This is a genomic window from Paenibacillus vulneris (assembly GCF_039543185.1).
Lineage (GTDB): Bacteria > Bacillota > Bacilli > Paenibacillales > NBRC-103111 > Paenibacillus_S > Paenibacillus_S vulneris.
The window spans coordinates 329,805-351,790 of the sequence record NZ_BAABJG010000006.1 but is presented as its reverse complement, the minus strand read 5'-3'; the positions used below and the strand labels follow the sequence as shown (position 1 = coordinate 351,790).

Here is a 21,986-nt window from a genome sequence, read left to right as displayed (position 1 = left end):
ACCCAAGTTGGGACAATAATGGTACAGATTGTTTTTCGTCTGAAAATAGAAAGGATGGGTAACTATGAGTAAAGACGATTTCGGAAATCGGATGAAAGGGTACGAGAATGCCTTCCGTCATTCATTGCCGCAGCGTATGCCTGTGATCCTGAGAATTGACGGCTGCCACTTTCATACGTTTACGAGGGGGATGAAGAAGCCTTTTGATGAGCAGCTAACCGGCGCCTTATGGGAAACCTGTAAGTATCTTGCAAGCAACATTATGGGCTGCAAACTGGTGTATCATCAAAGCGACGAGATCTCGATTCTGCTCACCAATTACGATAAATTGACCACGCAATCATGGTTTGAAAATAATATTCAGAAGATGGTATCCGTTTCCGCATCGCTGGCTACGGCCAAGTTCAACGAAGTTTTCAAAAAGTATGCTCCCGACAAAGAGTTAGCCACATTTGACAGCAGGGCGTGGGTATTGCCGCACGACGAGGTGACCAATTATTTTCTATGGCGGCAGCAGGATGCGACGAAGAACAGCATCTCTATGGTCGCGCAAGCTCACTTTGCGCATGAAGAGCTTCAGGGACTGGACGGAAAGCAGCTGCAGGATAAATTGTTTTTGGAAAAAGGCATCAACTGGAACGACCTTCCTGTCTGGCAGAAGCGGGGCGTTTGCATAACCAAGCAGGTTTATTTCAAAGGAGAAGCCCGAAGAAGCAAATGGGATGTCGATCACGACACTCCTGTTTTCTCGCAAAACAGGGACTACATTAACCAATACGTATACTTGGATAAGGAAGAATAATCGTGGAATGCATCATTTTTATCGGGATTCAGGCTTCGGGCAAATCGAGTTTTTTTAAGGAGCGGTTTTTCAATACCCATATGCGGTTGAATTTGGACATGCTCCGCACCAGGCATAGGGAAGACATCTATCTGGCGGCGTCCCTCCAAGCGAAGCAGCCTTTTGTCGTAGATAATACGAACCCAACGAGAGAGGACAGGAGCAAATACATAGCGCTTGCCAAACAATACAAGTTCCGGATAGTCGGGTATTACTTCGAGCCCGATTTCGAGGCATCGCTAGTACGCAATGAAACCCGTATGGGCAAAGAAAAAGTTCCTGAGGTCGGCATTCGAAGTGTGATGAAAAAGCTTCAGCCTCCGGATTACAGTGAAGGATTCGATGCGCTGTATCGGGTGAAGAGCGGGGACGGCAAGTTTTATATTGAGGAGATTCAAGGATAGGTTCTTAAAATTGTTTTTAAGTAACCCAAATTTTGTTTTTGCAGAAAGCACACCAATCTTTTGAAGGGTGTGTTTTTTATTTTTTCATGATTTGTAATTAAAAGGATTAAAATTCCACACAAAAAATCCTATCAATATATTTATTTACAATAATAGTAAATAACTGTTTTGACAACCTATGTAATATTTTGTAATTTAATATTTGTTATATCTACATCATGTAAAAAAAGGAGAGATTTGTTTGAGGACGCTAGTTTCTGCATTTGTATTGTCTTTTTTTCTATTCTTATTAGTTCCTATTTCTTCAGTATCTGCGATGGAGGGCGGTTTGCTTGATCGCAAACCGTTAAATGTGGGGTTATCGATTAATGATCCGATAATTAAAACCACAAATAAACTTACTGATAGAGATCTAGTACAAGTTGATTCCATCGGTAAAACAAATATGGTATGGTATGAATTTAGTAGTATACACCAAATTACAGGATATTTTTATCAGTCGTGGGCTACAGGAACTACTTTCTATTTTTATGATTCTAATAAAAACTTATTATCTAAAATCGATAATTTACCGACCAAGGGTAATTCAAATGCCAATTTCACATCAATAGCACCAGTTGATAATGTTAAATATGTAGCCTGGAAAAATACAGGGACAACAACCTATGAACCCTATGAACTCGATGTTACGGGAACAGCAACTCCCACCCCTCAAGCACCCACATTGACGGGAGCTCTATTAAACAACCAATCACTTCTTACATGGACAGAATCTGCAAATGCAACAGGCTATAATGTTAAGAAAGCAACTCAGAGTGGTGGTCCGTATAATGTTGTTGCTAATAATGTAACAGGGACAACCTATTTCGTTGATACAAATGTTACTCCAGGTTTGACTTACTACTATGTTGTGACAGCGGCGAACCAAGGCGGAGAAAGTACAAATTCAAATGAAATTTCTGTGACTCCACTAGCTTTAGAACCATCATTGAATGTCCTTATTCCCGAAGAAAAAGTAAAAATCGGGCAAGAAATAACAGCGAACATTGAATTGAAAAATGTAAATAATATCTACGCTGAAGATTTTACCATTAAGTATGACCGCACGGTATTTGATTATGTTGGTTTTGAAGAAATTTCAGGTTATAAAGTCTATAATCAACCTACCGATCAAAATGGTACACTTCGTTTTATCGTTGCTAGCCAAGGGCAAGGGTATGGTATAAATGACGAAAAAGTATTCCTAAAATTAAAGCTTCGTGCAAAAGCTGCCGGTACTGGTAAAGTAGATGCAACCAAGTGTAGAATTGCTGACACGGAAAAAGAATTTGATTTGCAGGAAGCGAATTGTGGAGAGGATTCACTAACAATCGAGGGTGTTAAGGACGTAAACAGAAGCGGTGAGTACACACTTCTTGATTTGGCAATTGATGCGTATTACTACGGACAACTTGCTTCGAATGCAGATCCTTCCAAATATGATGCGGATCAAGCTGGAGATGAGTATGTAAATGATGATGACCTTGTTTTCATTGTTAATCAAATATTGAATAATTCGAACTATCCATTGAATAGTTAATGGTAATTATTAATCCCTCATTTTAGTTGAATGGGGGATTTTTGCTTTCAATAGTGAGATCTGGTTGAAAAAGATATCGCATGTACCCTCGTCGTAATACTTTCACCCTGTTCGCAAGAGGAAGGATATGGGAAGATAAATACACGAAAGGCCGGGAACACGGACTTTCACACGTACCTTCAGGCTATTGCGCTCCTTCCTTCTACAACTATCTTGGGTGATCTAGGGGCGCAGCTTACTTGAAGGCGGATCAGGCTATCGCATCTCTTCCTTCTAAAAAACTCTGTTAAAGTATAGAGATGCGAATTTCCTGGTTTATTTTATAATCGGAAAGGAGGCATCCAGGCTATTATATTCCTTCCTTCTCACTATTCCACGATTAGGGATATTCATTTCCTGGAGTCTTAATATGAAAAATGTGATATATCTGCGTAGAGAAAACAAGCTGATTATAGAACCGGGTTCGGGCTCCAGTCCACTTCCCGAGAGATATTTGGCCACGGCCATGAAAAATATCGAGTACCTTGGCTTTACCTTCTCAAAGCGGCTCATGGATACAGTCCGGACGTTATCCGTCGAAGCGTTCACGCAACTGTACGATCAGCTGGTTGCTGATCTGAAAACCCTCGTCGGTGCTCATGTGAATTACAAGCCGATGTACCCCAACTTTCCTCAACAAGTCATGCTGGCAAGTGAAGCAGAGCTTTATATCAACGCCATCCTTCATTACATCACGCTTGAATTGCCGCAATATAAAGCTATAGACCGGTTTCCTATGCTGGAGCAAGTGGACTTGAAGGTCATCGATCTGGGGAGCGAAGCGGAATTCGATCAAATGATTCGGCAGCTCCTTCAAGCGAAGGTATCCATCTCGGCAACGGATAAGGAAGATATCGATTGGGCCATTGCGCATTATGAGGATTTGGAAACCATTCTGCCATTGGAAATCCCTCTGAAAGAAAATGTAGGATTGGCAGTCGGAGCGTTGATCAAACACGGCAGAGCAAACGTTAAGCTTGTCGGCCGATACATTAAAACCGCAACGGACGTCCTGCGGCTGGCGGCTGCACTATCGGACGGGGATATCAGCCTGGCCAACCCTACGAAATTCCGGAAGTTCAAACGATCCGAAAGACGATTGCTTTTGGGGCTGTTGGAGCAATGCCATCCTATAACGGAAGATATGCTTAGATTCAAGCATCGCTGGATTCGTTTGGGGGAGATTTTGCATCCATCGGAGTACAAAAACCAATTCTTTCATTGTAAAGAGGCGTTTGATATTCTTCGGAATAACAAGCCTTTTGAGACCTTTAGAGGAAGACTTGAGCTGGCGCTTCTCTATAACAATGTGTGGACAGCGGTCGATTTGTTAAGAACCCGTCCCGGCGAGTTTGCCCGAAAGCTGGACCATGTGTTGAGAATAACGGACATAACGGATGATGCTCTGCTTGTTGTTGAAGCGTTCGGGGAAGTGATTGAGCAGGTAGCCACTCCGGTGCTGCTGCAAGTACAGAATCATTTTCAACATAGAAATGATCTGCAGGGGCTTCGTACCTTTTTTCCAAAGGGGAATGTAGCTAAAGCGGTTGCGATTCAAAATCGGCTTGTCCAGCTAGCCCCCGAGGTATGTCAAGCCATCGTGGATTTGTGCCGGAGCACATTGATCAGGCGTTTTGCAGCATTGCCGCCATTAGGCAGCATCTACATGGATGAACGCTTGCAGTCCTACAAGGTTCCCTTCTCCCAGAGATCGGCCAGCAAGTCTCTGCGAACAATAGTAAGGGGGAGCCAACTGGAGATGCCGCCGGGGAATACGATCCGTTTTTTCACTTGGTGGAAGGAAGGCGTTATCGACGGGAGACCTACGGGACGGGTAGATATTGATTTGTCGGCGGTTATGTATGATGAGAATTGGCAGTACGTAGAGCACATCTCCTACACGAACCTTCGCTCCGACAAGTACAAGGCTGCCCATAGCGGAGATATTACCTCGGCGCCTAACGGGGCTTGCGAGTTCATCGATCTCCATATTCCTTCCATCGTCAGCTACGGGGGGCGGTATATTGTGGCTTCGCTGAATTCCTTCACGGAGCAGCCTTATTGCGATCTGCCGGAATGCTTTGCCGGGTGGATGATCCGAGCCAATCCGGGTAAGGGCGGGGTTTTCGAGCCTTCGACCGTGGTGGACAAAATCGATATTACAGCGGATACCCAAATTGCGATCCCTGTCATTATGGACTTGGTGGAGCGAAAGGTCATTTGGACGGACTTGGCTCTTACCAGACATCCTAACTACCATAACAATGTTGAGGGCAATCAACGCGGGATGGTTCTGATGGGGCAAGCGATGACGACTCTAAAGAAGCCGACTCTGTACGATCTCTTCCTGCTGCATGCCGAGGCGAGAGGTCAGCTGGTCTGCGATGCGGATGCGGCGGATACGATATTTTCCGTGGATCGGGGAATTACGCCTTTTGATACAAGCAAGATCATCGGGGAGTTTATTGTTTAGAAGAAAAGATGGGGTGTATAAAAAGAGAACGGTTGCCCCTTAGCCAATAAAGCTTTGAGAAAAGAGGGAGGAAGCACTAAAACCAGCTAATGCTTGATAAACATTAGCTGGTTTTTAGTCTCTGCTGTGCCTCACCGTGGAAACAGCAACAAAATTCCCAGTACCATGATGAGAATAAATAAGCTGCTTTCGAATTTGGCTGCGGGAATCCGTTTGCTCAGATAGAGACCGAGCGCGGTTGCTCCGAGAATCGCAGGCAAAGAGCAAGCATACAACTCCAGCGCATCCGTTGTCCATAACCCGCCTAGCGCATGGCCCGCCACCACAAGAACGCCCGAAATAAGAAAATGCGCCTGCAGGGTGCCACGGAAACGGTCCGGGCTCCAGCGGCGAAGCGTGCCGAAGACAACGACGGGCACGCCATTGAAATTGTAGGCGCTGCCAAGCACGCCCGAGGCAAAGCCGAACGGCAGTACCCAGCCGCGCTCATTCAGCAGCGGACGCTCCATGGCCCGGGACAGGCTCTTTTTAGCCAGACAGTACCCACCATAGACGATCAGAAAAACCCCGAGTCCGGAAGTGATCATACTTGAAGGAGTCGTTCGAAGCAGGAGCAGCCCTGCAGGGATTCCGATCACGGCCGTGAACGCCAACCGGATCAGCACGGCGCGGTCAACATGTCGCCAACCGCTGAATACTGTGAATAGGGCGACGGTTAACCCGGCTAGCCCGATGAGCGATACGGAAGTTTGCAGCGGAATCGGGAGCAGGGCAAGCAGAGGCATGCTCACGATCGCTTCTCCAAAGCCGAACACCGCTCTCATCAAAGCTCCGATAAAAACAGCCGTTACTGCCAGCGTCAGCACCGAAGCCGTCATAGTCCTGTTCTCCTGTTGGGATAAATGGCTGTTGTTTGAATTTCCAAATCATTTCCTCCTTTCGTTTATGGTATCATATCATAAAGAAATGTGGGTTAAAATACGAATTTTAAGGCGTTTAATCACACTTGTACTATGTTAAAAATGATCTGACATAGGGAACTACAATCTTATAATTTGAATTGTCAAAAACGGAATGTGTTCGTCTGGCGACGTTGGTTCGAGACGTGATTTGCATAAAAATCTATCGATGTTTCCAGAGGGAACCATGCCAAAAAAAGTCCTCGATTTTACGAGGACTTGTCATAACGTATGTTTACTTCCTGCCGGCAGGATTGTCGGATTCTTGAGTCCTGCCGCCTCCTAGCGCGTGTAACATGAATTCGTATATATCCTTATCGCTGATTTCGCTTCGATCGGGCGACAGGATGTGCTGCACCTGCAGTCCGTTTTTGAATAGGGCGAACATTCGAGCTGTTTTCTCCGCGTCGATATGGGAAGGGATGACTCCATGCTGCTGTCCGAATTCGATCCATTTCTTGGAGGCTTGGACTGCGGATTCGTAATAACGGCTCAAGATGCTTGCCACGGCGGGTTTATCCTTTTGGCTGAGCAAATAGATAAAGATCAAATTAGCGGCATTATCCGCACGATTCAAATTGCCAAGCCGTCCGGTCAACGTATCCAGCGGCGCTTCCAGCTCCTTCTCCTCTTCCGGCACCCGGGCGACGGATTCGTAAAAGCGTTGATTCGTTGTCTCGATCCCCGCCTCGAGAATCAAGCCGAACAATTCGTCTTTGCTTTTGACATAATGATAGATGGCCCCCTTGGTCAAGCCGCCGCGATCGGCGATCTCTTGAAGTGTCGTCGCCCGGCAGCCTTTCTCCAAGATCATCTCTTCGGCAATGTCCAGCAGCTTTCTAAGGCTGGCGTTCATTGATTTATCCTGCATGGTTTTCTACCTCCAACCGTTCTTTAGTTTCTTACTGTACTCTGGACAGCCCTGCTTCGGTTTATTATACCTGTACCTTCGATCCCTCTACAAATGAACCGCCCGATGGCCTAGGTTTGGGGATTGGCTGCTGCACGTCTTTTTATCCGCTTCACGTACACGACATTCCACCAGATCGTCAGCCCGAGAATCCCGTACGTGGCGATCGGTGATACGGCAAGAAACGTGGAAATCGGCAGCGCATACACAAGCACAACCTTGACGCACGCCTCCAGCAGCAGGCTGATGCCCCAAACTGCCGTTAGCAGGCGGAACGTGCGCCGATAGTTCGGAAGCCGCTCCCATTTGTCGTTCATTTGGGGATCATGTCCTGTGAACCGCTCGGCGAAATGATAAATGAGCGGCCGGGCCAATAGCAGCGATACCAGAAAGAGCAGACCCATGATCCCGGTTACATAAGACTCCCGCAGCAGAATAAACCGCTCGTCGCCGCCCATAAGAACTGCGATGATGCCAAGAATAAGGCCAAGAAAGATGAAGCCGGAAAACATATCCGCCTTGCGGTTCTTGATCAGGCTGTACAGCGAGTCGCACAGCGGAACGAAAGCCGCGGCTGACAGCGCCGCCAGGCTGCTCGTATGAGGAATCAGCAGCTGATAAATCGCATAAGGCAGTACGATATTCAGGATGATCGTAATAATGATTTCATTGCGGGTTTTATTCATGTTCATTCATCCTTTCTTTAGGACCGATTAATAAATGTTCACGATCGATGATTCACAAAGCTTTGTTGTCAGCAGCTGTTTCATTTTAATCAACCAACCTTCGGTAGGTATTTTATAAGTATCAGTATACATACCTTCGGTAGGTATGTAAAGGGGCAGTGCAACTTTTTTTGTATGAGATGAGAAATGGGTATGTGTCCAGTGGACGGGAACCATAGTAGGATAAACAGATAGAAAGAAGGGAATCGATTCATCCGCATCAAATGATATATAGATCCATACTGGAAGGGAAGAGAACCGATTGAACATTCAAACCCCTATAGATCTGTCGGCCCATGTTGACCGTATGCTGCAGGAAAGAGGAAGCCGCTCGGATGCTTCGCTGGAATCTTATCTTAGGTCGCTTTATGTTAATGTCTTGTCTTATAAAAATGAAGTCATGACCTACTCTTTGGTAGGTAAGCTGCTGGAACAAAGCTTCGATACAGCGCCGATACAATACATGGAAGAGTGGAACCAATGCAGCAGACCTCCCGTTTTGGAAACAGCCATTGACGGTTTTACTTATACAAGAGAGGTTTTGCAATTTCATATTTTTGATTTGAGGGAGATGGAGCGGCAGGAAGAGGAGAACCGGTACCGGTTTTTAGGGACCACTTCAAGGACGAACCACACCTGGTACAATTTTGACGTTCATTCGTATCTGGAGTGTGCGGCATCCGGACTGGAAGACCACCTGGGCGACGATCCCCATTGCGATTGGTTCACCTTGGGAGTATTTTTGGAGCTGGGGCGATTGTATGAGTAATGCATAACACGGCAGATGAAGCATCGGATCGGCTTCTATAGCAGTTTGCGCCGACATATGGTAAGATTTTATCGCGGAAATGCAGCATCATGGCGTTATCTTTTTACCAAACGTATCTTCACATCGAATCCTTTATGAAATACGGTGATCCCATGCAATCGGTTTTCTCGTCCCGCGTCATTGACCGGGCATTGCTTCGAATCGAATCCTACAAGAAGCTGACTGCCTTATTGCAGTCCACGGCGAATAACGAAGGCATAAGCAGCTTATCTGTCAAAGTTTTAAGCAATTTTATGGATACGACTACGCAGGACATTACCAGCACTTTAAAGAAGCTCTCGGATTTTGGCATTATCCAAAGCAACCGGTCGCTGAATGAGTTCAAAGTGCTGCAGCCGGATCTGGAGCAGTCCCCCATCGGGCTGGCGCAATCGCTGCTACAGCTGTTGGTGGATAAACCGGATTGTTCGTTCCAGCAGCAGGCCGATGAGCTTCAGGTTTCGTTGCAAGAGCTGGAGATCCTGTACGGATATTTCGTTATTATTTTGAAATAGTATGTCTTCCTGAGCGGGAGTAATAGCGTCAATGGAAGGGATGGAGACCTGTAACCCGCTGGACCGCGAGCCCGAGGGTTATTTGGTTTAAAATCGCCGGAATTAGGGAGCAAGACCACCTTTCACACGCATCCGTGTTCCATGCGGGCTCCCGATAAAAGTCCCGGCTGCTTGCCGCCGAAAGGCGGTTTTACCGCAGGGGGTGGTGCCTCCTAATAACCAGAAGAAAACAAGAAGAAGAGAACAAGGATATAAGAAAAGGAATATAGCGTCATGCAGAATGCTTGCTAAATTTGGAGAAAATAGAGAGTAAGGAAGGATTGGACAACGCAGCAGGAGGCTACCTAATGCCAGTGGAAAGTCTATCAACTAGACTCCAAATAGTTCGTCGGAGGATGGAATCATGTCGTACGGAACAAGCTTCCGATGCGGCTGATGATCCCCATTACCGCTCCGCCAACAAAGAAATAACTGATGAGAACACTAAAGGCAACAAGAAATACGCTTTTCAATACTTTGGTAAAAATGATGGTTCAACTCCAATTCGAATCTATTAAAATAAGCTGTGCAATAATAGGCACTTGTCTAAGGTACATGATTATGAAGGAAAGTTCAAGTTTTACAAAAAATGGAATTGGTAGATTCGAGGGGAAAGGAACGAGAATGAAAAATAAATTTGAAATCGACTCCGCTTGCGGTATACTCGGTTTGCGGCTGGATCAGGCGTTGGAGCATTTACACGAACATCACATTCAGGTTCATGAAATGAACGGAAAGCAGTACACTGATGAGACTGGAATTGAGGAGCTGGAGAAGCTGGCGGCCGCTCTGCGCAATGCAGTACCGCGGACTCTCGAGCCTTAAGGACTGCTCAAAGAAAGAAGTGAAATTATCTCATGCTATTTTATTGTATAGCCATTATGGTTATTGCAGTGGATCAGCTGGCCAAAATAGCGGTACGGGGCTCCATAGAGGTCGGGTCCACGGTTACGCTGTGGGAATCCTTTCTCAACTTGACCCACTACGAGAACAGCGGGATGGCTCACAGCTTGTTTCAAGGATATGGAAGGCTCTTTGCCGTATTCGCGGTTATCTTTATTGCAGGAGTGCTGTATTACCGGCAGAAAGGCGAGATCAAGGGGAAGCCGATGGACATAAGCATGGGGTTTCTGGTCGGCGGTGCAGCCGGCAATGCGATTGACCGTATATTATTCGGGAAAGTCACGGATTTTCTGGAGTTTACCTCAGGCCATGGCATTCTTAATTTGGCGGATGTGGCCATTAATATTGGGGTCGTTCTTTTGTTAATAACCGCAGCCGTGTCCATCATTTTAAGAAAACCCGTCTCATAAAAAGTTAAACCAATCGTTCAGATAGGAGAGAAAGAAATGGATTCCAACATGCAAGTGCAGGCAATGCTTTCCGAAAATCCGGATATCGTATTTGATGAGGTTGTCAGCATCATTATCGATCATAGCGATATAGAATTTTGGCTGAAATTCACCTCGGAATGGGGAGGCATCCTGTATTACCTGGATGAGAGAAGTAAGAGGCAGCACGAGCAGGGGCTTATCGGGCAGGAGCAGTATGAATTTATTAGAAGAACCTACCGGCTGGGATTGATTACGACGACCGGATTGTACGACAAGATGAAACAAAGCAAGGATGAGGCGGGAGAAGCGGGCGATGCTGATTACACCTTCTCTATGGACTCGCTGGAATGCTACTTTATCCCGGCTTACTTGAAAGAATACTGCAGCTCCAGCGAAGCGCTCAAAAAGCTGGGCGACAAATATATTCAGGCCATGACACAGGCTTTGGAGAGCTATGGCCATCCGGAGGAGAAGCTTGCCTCCATTCAGCGGCTGGTTGAGGAATACATTACGAACATGCATAAGTATGCCAAGCAGCAATAAGGAATCGCTTGTGTGCCATTACTACGGTGAACTGTACGAATCCTGCGGTCCAACTTAGTGCGTATAGGAGCAGTCCTTTATTCCAAATCAAAGAGCATCATGCACACGAAAACAAGACCCGAGGCTTATCCGCCCCGGGTTTTCGACTGAAAAGGTGCAGACGGTAAGCTATCCCGATGAAGCTCCTGTCCAAAGCCGGGTCAGCCGATCGGTTCCGGTGTAACCAACGGATTATGAGTGATGCCGAGAAAAGCATAGGCTTGGGCAACGACGTCCTCACTACCGTCCTTATAGAAATGCTGGGAAATTTGCTTCATCCCCGTCCGGCTGCCCAGGCGATCCATTTGATTCTTCATCAGCTTGGAATTGCACAGCACCGCGACCTTCTGACAGTGAGGAAACATCCACTTCTGAAGCTCCTCGATCCTTTCATTCGTATCCGGCGAAAAAACAAACGGATGTCCGTTCGCTACCATCCCCCTGTTATCGATCAGCAGCCGTATATGGCCTTTGGTCAAGTAAGTGCAGGCGATCTTCAGATCGAAGGAAAGCTTACCGACATCGTCTGCGCTGAGAACTCCCTTGACCTGCCAGGATATGACCTGTTCGTCAAAGTCAATGTGGTAAACAAACCGTTCGCTTAAGGCGCGTTCATATTCGCTCTTTACATAAGCGGAGTGCATGGAGAAGCGCTCATTATCAAAAAAATAGCTCATATCGACATCCAGAGCATTTGTTATGATCGATATGTTTTCCAGCGAAATGTTCCGCTCGCCCCGCTCGACGCCGCCAATATAAGAACGGTCCATTCCGCAGCGCACCGCAAGCGCCTCCTGCGACATCCCTGCTTTTAACCTAAGCTCCCGCACCCTTTGTCCAAAGTTAGATAAGATAGCCAAGCGCTAACCTCCTGACCTTAACTTCATGGTTATTATAAGTACCATTATGCAAGAAGGAGTGTGAAAAGTCACCAAATTTCGACAAGCTGCTCACATAAAACAAGTGGATATAACGAAAGATGGGCATGCAAATCTGGACCGGTACTTGCAATGAAGATGCAATTTTCATATAATAAGCTCAAGTTTCATATCCAAAAATGCGTTGACGGAGAAAAGTAAGCAGTGCCTCTTTACAGGGAGGAGCCGCCGGAGATTGAGAGCGGTTCTACAGAAACAGGCTGCCGAAGTTCCCTCCCGAGCAGTCCTTTGAAACCGCAGCTTCCGCTGGGGCAAGTAGGAGGGATCCGGCCAAGAACATGAACGTTCGGAACCGTTACTTTCAATGAGTGAGAAGGAATCCTTATCCTTATTTTGGCGCCGAAGCGCCGGTCGGGTATGGATCTGAAGCCTTCTAACAAGGGTGGTACCACGGCTTATTCGTCCCTTTACCGGGATGAATGAGCCTTTTTTTGTTGCCTGGAGCAGGATGGTTAACAAAGGTTATCGGCTAACCGGGGGTTATGAGGCAGCGCCCTAAATACGGCGGTCCAGGAAGGTTTTGAAGCAAAAAACTAAAAGGAGGATGAACACATGAAAGAGCGTTTGGAAGCACTAAAAGTCGAAGCGCTGCAGGAGCTGGCTCAGGTGACGAACCAACAGCAGCTTGCTGAAATGAAAATCAAATATTTGGGCAAAAAAGGTCCTTTGACCGAAATTTTGCGCGGTATGGGCGCTTTGAGCGCTGAGGAGCGTCCGGTGATCGGGCAGGTCGCCAATGAGGTTCGCGGCGCCATCGAAGCCGTCATCGAAAGCAAACAGGAGGAGTACCAGAAGGCTGAGACGGAAGCGCGTCTGCGTGCCGAGACGATCGACGTGACGCTGCCGGGCCGGCCTTCGCCTGTAGGGGCGACGCATCCGATCAGCAAAGTCATTCAGCAGATCGAGGACATTTTCATCGGGATGGGCTATACGGTAGCTGAAGGTCCGGAGGTCGAGCAGGACTATTACAACTTCGAAGCGTTAAACCTGCCTAAAAATCACCCGGCCCGCGACATGCAGGACTCCTTCTATATTACTGAAGAAATTTTGATGCGCACGCAAACCTCCCCGGTACAGGTTCGTACTATGGAGAAAATGAAAGGCGAAGTGCCGGTCAAAATCATTTGCCCGGGTAAAGTATACCGCCGTGATGATGACGATGCGACTCATTCCCATATGTTCACGCAAATCGAGGGTCTCGTTATCGACCGCAACATTCGCATGAGCGATTTGAAGGGCACTCTGCTTCAGTTCGTGCGCGAGCTGTTCGGGCAAAATACACAAATTCGTCTGCGTCCGAGCTTCTTCCCGTTCACGGAGCCGAGCGTTGAGGTTGACGTGACCTGCGCGATGTGCGGGGGCAGCGGCTGCCGCGTATGCAAGCAAACCGGCTGGCTCGAAATCCTCGGCGCAGGCATGGTGCATCCGAACGTGCTGGAAAAGGGCGGTTATGATCCTGAGGAGTACAGCGGCTTCGCTTTCGGACTCGGGGTAGAACGCGTAGCGATGCTCAAATATGACATTGAAGACATCCGTCATTTCTATACGAACGATCTGCGTTTCTTGAAGCAGTTCGCCCATTTGTAATCGAGAGGAGTGTTAAGAGGACATGAAAGTATCTTATCAATGGCTATCCCAGTATGTGGATGTGAATGGTTATACAGCCGACGAGCTGGCGGAAAAGCTGACGCGAAGCGGCATTGAGGTCGATATTGTAGAAAAGCGCAACAAAGGGGTAGAAAAAGTATTCGTCGGCTTTGTCAAGACGCGAGAAAAGCATCCGGACGCCGATAAATTGAGCGTATGTACGGTGGATGTTGGGCAAGGCGAGGATTTGCAAATCGTGTGCGGAGCGAAGAACGTGGCCGCAGGCCAAAAGGTTCCTGTAGCTATTGTCAGCGCGAAGCTGCCTGACGGCTTGGTGATCAAACGCGCGAAGCTGCGCGGTGTGGAATCTCAAGGCATGATCTGCTCAGCGAAGGAGCTTGGACTGAACGATAAGCTGCTGCCGAAAGAAATCCAGGAAGGAATTCTGGTGCTGCCGGAAGACACTCCGATCGGGGAGAGCGTTCTGGACGTATTGGCGATTAATGATGAGGTGCTTGATTTCGACCTCACGCCGAACCGCTCCGACTGTCTGAGCATGCTGGGAGCAGCGTACGAGATCGCGGCGATTCTTGGACGTCCGGTTCAACTGCCGGATGCCGAGCAGGGCTTGAATAAGAAAGGTGCCGCAGGGCAAGCCTCCAATCATATCTCCGTTGAAATTACGGCGAAGGAGCAATGCTCGCACTATGCTGCGCGCTACATCGAGAATGTCAAGATCGGACCTTCTCCTCTCTGGATGCAAAATCGTCTGATGGCGGCAGGCGTTCGTCCGATCAATAACATCGTGGACATTACGAACTTTGTTATGCTGGAATACGGTCAACCGCTGCACGCATTTGACGCAGATAAATTGGCTAATGGACATATTGATGTCCGCATGGCGAAGCCGGGAGAGAAGATCGTTACTCTGGATGGAGTGGAGCGGGAGCTAGAGCCGCACATGCTGCTGATTACAGACGGAACGAAGCCTGTCGCGCTTGCCGGAGTTATGGGCGGAGAAAATTCCGAGGTTACGGACGGAACCGTGCGCATTTTGCTGGAATCGGCGAAGTTCGACGGCGGAACGGTGCGCAAGACCTCCCGACAGCTCGGCTTACGTTCCGAGGCTTCGCTTCGTTTCGAAAAAGAAGTGAATCCGGAGGCGGTCATTCCTGCGCTCAACCGTGCGGCTTCCCTTATGGCTGAGTACGCCGGGGGGACGGTAGCATCGGGTATCGTTGAAGCGGTGACGAAGGAAAACAAAGCGGTCCAAATCGAGCTCAGCGTAAGCAGAATCAATCAATATTTGGGTACGGAGCTGACGGCGGAGCAAGTCGGCGCCATCTTTGAAAGACTGCATTTTGCGGTGGAAGCACAAGGCGAAGCCTTCACGGTTCATGTGCCTAGCCGTCGCGGCGACATTACGCGCGCTGTCGATTTGATTGAAGAAGTGGCACGTTTGTACGGCTACGATAACATTCCGACGACATTGATGAGCGGTGTTACGACTCCGGGAGCCTTGACGAAGGAGCAGGTGGTACGCCGTTTGGTACGGAACGTGCTGACAGGAAGCGGCTTGCATGAAGCGATTACGTATTCCTTCACGCATCCGGACCAAATTGCCGAATTCCCGGGTGCGTACCCTGAGGCGAAGCCGATTACCTTGTCCATGCCGATGAGCGAAGAGCGCAGCACGCTGCGCACAAGCTTGATTCCTCATCTGCTGGAAGTGGCGGCATACAACCGGAACCGCAATACGGACGATGTGCAGGTGTTCGAAATCGGCAAGGCGTTCATTACAGACGAAGAGTCCTTGACGAAGCTTCCGGAGGAGCGTCTGATGCTGGCTGCGCTTATTACAGGCAAACGTCATGAAACGCATTGGACGGGCAAGGCAGGCGATGTCGATTTCTACGATTTGAAGGGCGTATTTGAAAGTGTTGTAAGCTACCTGGGCCTGCAAGGTATCGGCTATAAAGCGGCTCAGCCTGAAGGCTTCCATCCGGGCCGTACGGCGCATATTACGCTGCAAACAGCGGAAGGAGAGCAAGTGATCGGGACGATCGGCCAACTGCATCCTTCCCTGCAGCAGAAGAAGGATTTGGCGGACACTTACGTGCTGGAGGTAGAATTCTCCGCGCTGGCCGAGCAGGCAAGCGGCCGCATCACGCACAAGCTGCTGCCTCGTTATCCGTCCATCGGACGCGACATTGCCGTTGTCGTAAACAGAGACGTACAGGTTGGCGACCTGATGGCCAAAGTTCGTGAAGTCGCAGGCAGCCTGCTGGAGTCGATTCAAGTATTTGATATTTACACAGGCGAGCGTTTGGGCGCCGACAAGAAGAGCGTTGCGCTTGCTCTCGTGTACCGGACTCCTGAACGTACCCTGACCGATGAGGAAGTCAGCGAGCTTCACGCAAAAGTCGTGGAAGCATTGGAACAAACGTTTGAAGCCGAGCTGCGAAAGTAATCGGCAGTATCATAAAGAAGCAAGCTTTTGATGCAAAAGGTTCCCGTATCACGAGATACGAGGAGCCTTTTTTCTGTGCACCTTATAAAATTCAGGGCACCCCGCAAAGTACCTGAATCAGCTTGGAAGCCAAGGCCCGAGTCTGTCGAGAAACCTAGTTTTGCGAGAACTTTGCTAAATATGGAGGTGGGGTATTCCTCGGAAGAGTTTACGTCCGCCTTTGAAACCCGTGAAAATACCACTAAATCTGATCCCTTTCACGGGTTTCAACAGCGGCTGGAGGGGCATACCCCACCGTAGTATATTAGCAATAGTTCAAGCCTTATAGGTTTCTCGACAATCTGGCCCCACTTTGTGGGGTTATTTTGCGGATTTCAACATTGGCTGTATAGGATATCCCACCTTCGTATATTGGCAATAGTTCAAGCTCTATAGGTGTTTCAACAGACTCTCCTTACTTTGCAGGTCTATCCCCGTCAAAAGGCTCGCAATTTGTCATAAAGTATGCCTGCTACAGCAGGAAAACACGTTCCGCTTATCGAAATATATTGGGAAACGAGGAATTTGATTTAGATTTCCAAGTGTTTACAAATGTCTGCCGTTCCATGGAATGAATCGCGGCCTTTGAAGGCGTATGCCGGGTTCTTATTTCAACTAGATCGGACTTCCGGTACATTCCGCGCGGAGACTTTATAAACCTCCTCTGTGAAGGTAAGAAAGGAGAGTTTACTTGTGAGCAATGAAGAGAAAATCCGAATGACGGTAGATATATTCGGCACCCCTTATAAGCTGGTTGCCAAAACAAGCGCGACGAACATGAAACGGGTTGTGGCGCAGGTGAACGATCAAATGCATAAAATCGCCGAGGGTTCGCCGCGTCTCGATACGCCTAAAATAGCCGTTTTGGCGGCAGTAAATATATCAGATGATTACTATAAAATGCAGGATGAGCTTGAAGAGCTGCTGGAGAAGCAAAAGCAGCTGGAGAAATCCAAGGAGGAGCTGGGCCACCTCAAAGAGCGCCATGCGGTGGTGCTTCAGGAATTGGAGGTAGAACGCGAGCGGCTGCAAGAGCTGGAGTCCGAGCGCAATAAGCTTGAAGAAGAACGGACCCGATTCGAGGCGGAGGCTTCCAGGCTGCAGAATGCATTAAACCTGTCGGGGCAAGAGCGTGAACGGTTGGAGGCTAAGCTCAAAAGCGAGTCGGAGCGGAGCCGGGGCCTGGAAAAGCAGCTGGAGGAGCAGCGTAAGGCCGTAGCGGATTTGGAAGAGCTGAGCGCTTTGCAGGAGTCGGAGCTGACCGCGCAAATCGAGCAGCTGGAATCCGAAGCGGCAAGACTTCGGTCGGAGCTGGAGCAGCTGGATCAGGAGCGCGAACAGCAGCTGGAGGAGCTGCGGGGCCTGCAGGCCAAGCTGGAGGAACAGCTGAAGAATGAGCAGGAACGCAGCACCGTTCTGGAGCGGCTCAAGCGTGAACGGGAGCAGGAGCTGGAGCAGCAGCGCGCCGGGCTGTCAGAGCTGGAGGAGCAGCTAAAGCTCGCCAAGGAACGCAGCAGCGACCTTGAGCAGGAGCTGGCGAAGGAGCGCGAGACGGCGGCAGAGCTGGAAGAGCTGAGCCGGATGCAGGAGGCCGAGCTGACGGAGCAGCTGGAGCAGGCGAAGAGCGAAGCGTCCCAGCTGCAGACGGAGCTTGCGGCGCAATCGGAGCAAGCGCAAGTGGAGCTGGCGAAGCTGCAGCAGCGTCTGGAGCAGCTGAAGCGCGAGCGGGAGCAGGAAGCGGAGCAGCAGCGCGCCGTGCAGTCGGAGCTGGAAGCCCGTCTGAAGGCGGAGCAGGAGCGAGGCAGTGAGCTCGAACAGGAGCTGGCGAAGGAACGCGAGACGGCGGTGGAGCTGGAAGAGCTGAGCCGGATGCAGGAGGCCGAGCTGACGGAGCAGCTGGAGCAGGCGAAGAGCGAAGCTTCACGGCTGCAGACGGAGCTGTCTGCGCAGTCGGAGCAAGCGCAGGTGGAGATAGCGAAGCTGCAGCAGCGTCTGGAGCAGCTGAAGCGCGAGCGGGAGCAGGAAGCGGAGCAGCAGCGCAGCGCGCAGTCGGAGCTGGAAGCCCGTCTGAAGGCGGAGCAAGAGCGCGGCAGCAGCCTGGAGCAGGAGCTGGCGAAGGAACGCAAGACGGCGGCGGAGCTGGAAGAGCTGAGCCGGATGCAGGAGGCCGAGCTGACAGAGCAGCTGGAGCAGGCGAAGAGCGAAGCGTCCCAGCTGCAGACGGAGCTTGCGGCGCAATCGGAGCAAGCGCAGGTGGAGCTGGCGAAGCTGCAGCAGCGTCTGGAGCAGCTGAAGCGCGAGCGGGAGCAGGAAGCGGAGCAGCAGCGCAGCGCGCAGATGGACCTGGAAGCCCGTCTGAAGGCGGAGCAGGAGCGGGGCAGTGAGCTAGAGCAGGAGCTGGCGAAGGAGCGCGAATCGGCGGCGGAGCTGGAAGAGCTGAGCCGGATGCAGGAGGCCGAGCTGACAGAGCAGCTGGAGCAGGCCCGCAGGGAAGCGGAGCAGCTGCAAACGGAACTAGCAGCACAATTGGTGCTCTGGGAGTCGGAATCGGCAGAGCTGCGCGAGAAGCTTGAGGTGCAGGCCAACCGGATGCAGGCGGAGCTGTCGCAGCTAAGGCTGGAGCACGAACAGAAGCTGGAGCAGCAGCGCAGCGTACAGACGGAGCTGGAGGCACGGCTGAGAAGTGAGCAGGAGCGCGGCAGCAGCCTGGAGCAGGAGCTGGCGAAGGAGCGCGAATCGGCGGCGGAGCTGGAAGAACTGAGCCGGATGCAGGAAGCGGAGCTGACAGAGCAGCTGGAGCTAGCCCGCAGGGAAGCAGAGCGGCTGCAAGCGGAACTGGTGGCGCAAGCGGAGCGCTCGCAGTCGGAATCGGCAAGGCTGCATGGGGAGCTTGAAGCGCAGGCCAGTCGAATGCAGGCGGAGCTGTCGCAGCTAAGGCTGGAGCAAGAGCGCAAGCTGGAGCAGGAGCGGAGCGTGCAAGCGGAGCTGGAGGCGCGGCTGAGAAGCGAGCAGGAGCGCGGCGGCAGCCTGGAGCAGGAACTGGCGAAGGAACGCGAATCGGCGGCGGAGCTGGAAGAGCTGAGCCGGATGCAGGAAGCGGAGCTCATGGAGCATCTAGAGCAAGCGAAGAGCGAAGCGTCGAAGCTGCAAACGGAGCTGGCTGCCCAAGCGGAGCGTTCGCAGTCGGAATCGGCGAGGCTGCGTGAGGAGCTCTCGGAGCAGGTAAGCCGCCTGACTGCGGAGCTGTCGCAGCTAAGGCTTGAGCAAGAGCGCAAGCTGGAGCAGGAGCGGGGCTTGCAAGCGGAGCTGGAGGCGCGGCTGAGAAGCGAGCAGGAGCGAGGCAGCAACCTGGAGCAGGAGCTGGCGAAGGAACGCGAATCGGCGGCAGAGCTGGAGGAGATGAGCCGGATGCAGGAAGCAGAGCTGAGCGAGCAACTGGAGCAAGCGAGGAGCGAAGCGTCGAAGCTGCAGACGGAGCTTGCCGCTCAAGCGGAGCATTTGCAGTCCGAGGCGGCCAAGCTGCATGAGGAGCACGAGGCGCAGACCGGCCGCTTGCAAGCGGAGCTGGATCGGATGCGCAGCGAAGCAGAGCAGCTGCAAACAGAGCTGGCTGCCCAAGCGGAGCGCTCGCAGCTGGAAGCAGCAAGGCTGCGTGAGGAGCTCGTGCAGCAGGCTGCCCGTCTGACTGCGGAGCTGGAGCGGCTGAAGCTGGATCACGAGCAGAAGCTTCGTGACCTGCAAGAGCAGTTGCAGCGTCAACAAGACGAAGCACTGGAGCTGCAGCGGCAAAGCGAGGAGCAGCTCCGGCGCTATGAGGAGCTAGGCCTGTTGAACGAGCAGCTGAACGAGCAAATTCAGCTTCAGCAGAAGGAATACGAACAGCTGCTGGAACGGAATCAGGAGCAGCAGAAGCAGGCGCGTACCGAGCAGTGGCAAATTCAGGCATTGGCTAACCAGCTTCAGGAGCAGCTGGTGGAAGCAATGGAGCAGCAGCAGCAGCTTCAGCTGCAGCTGAACGAGCAAGCGGAAGAGAGCAGAGCGGCCCTGGAGCGCCTGGAGAATCATCAGCAGCATAGCGAAGCTCTGCAATCCGAGCTTGAGGCACAGCGTGAGCTGGCTGCCGAGCTCCAGCGCAAGCTGGACCTTCAGCTCGAAGAGACGCAGCTCCAGGAGGAGATGTACGAGGAACTGCAGTCCTTGCATAGCGCAGCGGAGCGCCGCTTGCAGGAGCAGGCGGAGAGCAGCGCCGAGGCGCTTCGCGAAAGCGAGCAGCAGCTCGCCTCCTTGCGCGAGCAGCTTGGCCAGCGGGAAGCTCAGCTTGCGGATCAGCAGCAGCAGCTGGCCACGATGCAGGAGGAGCTCCGCGCATTGATGGCGCAATTCCGTGAGCAGCAGACGTACCAGCTGCAGCTGCAAGAGAGCGCGAGCCAGTGGCAGCGTCGCTGTGAGGAGCTAACCGCGCAGACGGATGAACTTCGCAAGCTCGGCGGAGAGCAGCGGGAGGAGCTGCAGCTGCAAGAAGAGCTGTATCAGGAGCTGGAGGGCCAGCTAGCTGAGCTGCAGGCCCGCATGAAGCAGCAGGAGACGGAAAGCCGAGCTGCCAATCAGCAGCTGGAATCGGAGCGAGCCGCCTTGCAGGAACAGCTGTATGGCCAGCGGGAAGCCGCTGCCGCTCTGGAAACTCAGCTGCTTCATGGAAATGAGCGTTTGGCGGAGCTGGAGCAGCTGTACCGGCAGCAGCAGGAACGTAATCAAAGCCTGCTGCAGGAGCAGGGGCAGCAGGCCGCGCGAATCGAGGAGCTCGAGCGTCAATATCGCGAGGGGCAGCAGCTCCAAAGCGAGCTGTCCGCTCAGATTGAGCAATCGCGGATTCAATTCTCCACCCAACAGGAAGAGCTGCAGCTTCAAATCGAGCTGTATAACGAGCTTCAGGAGCAGTTTAACGAGCAAGCCGCTCGCAACAAGGCTTTGCAGGAGGAATATAACGATCATCGCGAACGGGCTCAACAGGTATATACCGAATTGCAGGAGTTGAAGTCCGAATATGAGAAGCTGCAAATTGAATATAACGAATGGATTGAACTGGTTGTCGAAAATGAGTGACGACTCCCGATGAACGGATTGGATTGGGCGGCGGCAGTGATCGCGTTAACGGGTACGGTGTTAGGCTATTACCGGGGATTGGTTAGCCAAATCGTATCCGTGGCCGGCCTCTTTATTGCTTATCTGGTGGCGTTTGCTTTGTATCCGTATATGGCGCCATTGGTTGCGGGGGTGCTTGCCCTGCCGGATAATGAAACGTTCCGGCAATATGAGCAGATGATGAAGGGGCTCCATCTCGATACATATATTTACAATGCTATAGCGTTTGCTGTGCTTCTTTTCGGAGTGAAATTCGCATTAAGCCTCGCAGGGCGCATCCTGAACTGGATCGTGCTCACGCCAGGGCTCAAGACGATCAATCAATGGAGCGGCGCTCTGTTGGGCCTTGCTGAAGCGGCATTGATCATTGTTATCGCGGTGCAGGTCATGTCCGTTATTCCTAATGAAACGGTGCGGCATTTATTGGACGGCTCGAAGTCCGCGCCTTATATTTACAATGCATTACCTTCGGTTACCGATAAGCTGCATGAGCTATGGAACAAAAAAACGGTCTAATCGCACTGCCATAGCTGCTTCAAATAAAAGAAACACGGAATAAAGTCGCTGGTTTCCGCCTCATGCGGGATCAGCGGCTTTTTTGA

Annotated in this window: 18 protein-coding genes; 14 read left to right on the top strand and 4 right to left on the bottom strand. The window is 50.9% G+C overall.

What is annotated here, in order from left to right:
- Window positions 1-64 precede the first annotated feature (64 nt).
- From ABEA66_RS06945 to ABEA66_RS06930, 4 genes are all read left to right on the top strand, one after another.
- The gene (locus ABEA66_RS06945; RefSeq protein WP_345587006.1) at window positions 65-802 is read left to right on the top strand and encodes a tRNA(His) guanylyltransferase Thg1 family protein; all 738 of its coding nucleotides are present in this window, start codon (window positions 65-67) and stop codon (window positions 800-802) included.
- Window positions 803-804: 2 nt separating this feature from the next.
- Window positions 805-1,245: an AAA family ATPase gene (locus ABEA66_RS06940; RefSeq protein ID WP_345587005.1), complete on the top strand. Its 441-nt coding sequence runs from the start codon at window positions 805-807 to the stop codon at window positions 1,243-1,245.
- Window positions 1,246-1,486: 241 nt separating this feature from the next.
- Window positions 1,487-2,824, top strand: coding sequence for a cohesin domain-containing protein (locus tag ABEA66_RS06935; RefSeq protein WP_345587004.1), 1,338 nt, complete (start codon window positions 1,487-1,489; stop codon window positions 2,822-2,824).
- A gap of 409 nt (window positions 2,825-3,233) precedes the next feature.
- Complete coding sequence (locus ABEA66_RS06930; RefSeq protein WP_345587003.1) at window positions 3,234-5,336, top strand: TerD family protein; 2,103 nt, start codon at window positions 3,234-3,236, stop codon at window positions 5,334-5,336.
- A 131-nt stretch (window positions 5,337-5,467) separates the two neighbouring features.
- Here the strand turns inward: ABEA66_RS06930 and ABEA66_RS06925 are convergent, their stop codons facing one another.
- The 3 genes from ABEA66_RS06925 to ABEA66_RS06915 form a co-directional block, all read right to left on the bottom strand.
- Window positions 5,468-6,214: a sulfite exporter TauE/SafE family protein gene (locus ABEA66_RS06925; protein ID WP_345587002.1), complete on the bottom strand. Its 747-nt coding sequence runs from the start codon at window positions 6,212-6,214 to the stop codon at window positions 5,468-5,470.
- A gap of 316 nt (window positions 6,215-6,530) precedes the next feature.
- Window positions 6,531-7,166, bottom strand: a complete 636-nt coding sequence (locus tag ABEA66_RS06920; protein ID WP_345587001.1) for a TetR/AcrR family transcriptional regulator — start codon at window positions 7,164-7,166, stop codon at window positions 6,531-6,533.
- A gap of 110 nt (window positions 7,167-7,276) precedes the next feature.
- Entirely contained in the window at window positions 7,277-7,891 is a 615-nt protein-coding gene (locus ABEA66_RS06915) for a VC0807 family protein (protein WP_079914459.1), read from the bottom strand.
- 301 nt (window positions 7,892-8,192) lie between these two features.
- On the opposite strand from ABEA66_RS06915, the gene ABEA66_RS06910 reads away from it, so the two are divergent.
- The 6 genes from ABEA66_RS06910 (at window position 8,193) to ABEA66_RS06885 (ending at window position 11,169) form a co-directional block, all read left to right on the top strand.
- Window positions 8,193-8,699: a hypothetical protein gene (locus ABEA66_RS06910; RefSeq protein ID WP_345587000.1), complete on the top strand. Its 507-nt coding sequence runs from the start codon at window positions 8,193-8,195 to the stop codon at window positions 8,697-8,699.
- An 89-nt stretch (window positions 8,700-8,788) separates the two neighbouring features.
- Complete coding sequence (locus ABEA66_RS06905; protein ID WP_345586999.1) at window positions 8,789-9,253, top strand: hypothetical protein; 465 nt, start codon at window positions 8,789-8,791, stop codon at window positions 9,251-9,253.
- A gap of 347 nt (window positions 9,254-9,600) precedes the next feature.
- Window positions 9,601-9,810, top strand: coding sequence for a hypothetical protein (locus ABEA66_RS06900; protein WP_079914462.1), 210 nt, complete (start codon window positions 9,601-9,603; stop codon window positions 9,808-9,810).
- Window positions 9,811-9,916: 106 nt separating this feature from the next.
- Window positions 9,917-10,117, top strand: a complete 201-nt coding sequence (locus ABEA66_RS06895; protein WP_192701285.1) for a hypothetical protein — start codon at window positions 9,917-9,919, stop codon at window positions 10,115-10,117.
- A 32-nt stretch (window positions 10,118-10,149) separates the two neighbouring features.
- Complete coding sequence (gene lspA / locus ABEA66_RS06890; RefSeq protein ID WP_192701284.1) at window positions 10,150-10,605, top strand: signal peptidase II; 456 nt, start codon at window positions 10,150-10,152, stop codon at window positions 10,603-10,605.
- 36 nt (window positions 10,606-10,641) lie between these two features.
- A complete protein-coding gene (locus ABEA66_RS06885; protein WP_345586998.1) occupies window positions 10,642-11,169 on the top strand; it encodes a hypothetical protein in 528 nt (175 codons plus the stop codon).
- 200 nt (window positions 11,170-11,369) lie between these two features.
- Here ABEA66_RS06885 and ABEA66_RS06880 read toward each other — a convergent pair whose 3' ends face one another.
- Window positions 11,370-12,068, bottom strand: coding sequence for a helix-turn-helix domain-containing protein (locus ABEA66_RS06880; RefSeq protein WP_345586997.1), 699 nt, complete (start codon window positions 12,066-12,068; stop codon window positions 11,370-11,372).
- Between the two features lie 630 nt (window positions 12,069-12,698).
- On the opposite strand from ABEA66_RS06880, the gene pheS reads away from it, so the two are divergent.
- The 4 genes from pheS to ABEA66_RS06860 all read left to right on the top strand — a co-directional run bounded on the left by pheS (window position 12,699) and on the right by ABEA66_RS06860 (window position 21,900).
- Window positions 12,699-13,733 carry a phenylalanine--tRNA ligase subunit alpha gene (pheS, locus tag ABEA66_RS06875; RefSeq protein ID WP_079914466.1) on the top strand — a complete coding sequence of 345 codons (1,035 nt, stop codon included), beginning with the start codon at window positions 12,699-12,701 and terminating at the stop codon, window positions 13,731-13,733.
- Window positions 13,734-13,755: 22 nt separating this feature from the next.
- Window positions 13,756-16,203 (top strand): phenylalanine--tRNA ligase subunit beta, encoded by a 2,448-nt coding sequence (gene pheT / locus ABEA66_RS06870; protein ID WP_345586996.1) that lies wholly within the window; start codon window positions 13,756-13,758, stop codon window positions 16,201-16,203.
- Window positions 16,204-16,935: 732 nt separating this feature from the next.
- On the top strand, window positions 16,936-21,345 hold the full coding sequence (locus ABEA66_RS06865) for a hypothetical protein (RefSeq protein WP_345586994.1): 4,410 nt from the start codon (window positions 16,936-16,938) through the stop codon (window positions 21,343-21,345).
- Between the two features lie 9 nt (window positions 21,346-21,354).
- Window positions 21,355-21,900, top strand: coding sequence for a CvpA family protein (locus ABEA66_RS06860; RefSeq protein ID WP_144027716.1), 546 nt, complete (start codon window positions 21,355-21,357; stop codon window positions 21,898-21,900).
- Window positions 21,901-21,986 lie beyond the last annotated feature (86 nt).

Excerpts from the sequence above, each read along its gene's own strand:
- ABEA66_RS06945 (WP_345587006.1), top strand. The coding sequence starts at position 65 with ATGAGTAAAGACGATTTCGGAAATCGGATGAAAGGGTACGAGAATGCC.
- ABEA66_RS06930 (WP_345587003.1), top strand. The coding sequence starts at position 3,234 with ATGAAAAATGTGATATATCTGCGTAGAGAAAACAAGCTGATTATAGAA.
- ABEA66_RS06925 (WP_345587002.1), bottom strand. The coding sequence starts at position 6,214 with ATGACGGCTTCGGTGCTGACGCTGGCAGTAACGGCTGTTTTTATCGGA.
- ABEA66_RS06920 (WP_345587001.1), bottom strand. The coding sequence starts at position 7,166 with ATGCAGGATAAATCAATGAACGCCAGCCTTAGAAAGCTGCTGGACATT.
- ABEA66_RS06915 (WP_079914459.1), bottom strand. The coding sequence starts at position 7,891 with ATGAATAAAACCCGCAATGAAATCATTATTACGATCATCCTGAATATC.
- ABEA66_RS06905 (WP_345586999.1), top strand. The coding sequence starts at position 8,789 with ATGGCGTTATCTTTTTACCAAACGTATCTTCACATCGAATCCTTTATG.
- ABEA66_RS06900 (WP_079914462.1), top strand. The coding sequence starts at position 9,601 with ATGCCAGTGGAAAGTCTATCAACTAGACTCCAAATAGTTCGTCGGAGG.
- ABEA66_RS06895 (WP_192701285.1), top strand. The coding sequence starts at position 9,917 with ATGAAAAATAAATTTGAAATCGACTCCGCTTGCGGTATACTCGGTTTG.
- lspA (WP_192701284.1), top strand. The coding sequence starts at position 10,150 with ATGCTATTTTATTGTATAGCCATTATGGTTATTGCAGTGGATCAGCTG.
- ABEA66_RS06885 (WP_345586998.1), top strand. The coding sequence starts at position 10,642 with ATGGATTCCAACATGCAAGTGCAGGCAATGCTTTCCGAAAATCCGGAT.
- pheS (WP_079914466.1), top strand. The coding sequence starts at position 12,699 with ATGAAAGAGCGTTTGGAAGCACTAAAAGTCGAAGCGCTGCAGGAGCTG.
- pheT (WP_345586996.1), top strand. The coding sequence starts at position 13,756 with ATGAAAGTATCTTATCAATGGCTATCCCAGTATGTGGATGTGAATGGT.
- ABEA66_RS06860 (WP_144027716.1), top strand. The coding sequence starts at position 21,355 with ATGAACGGATTGGATTGGGCGGCGGCAGTGATCGCGTTAACGGGTACG.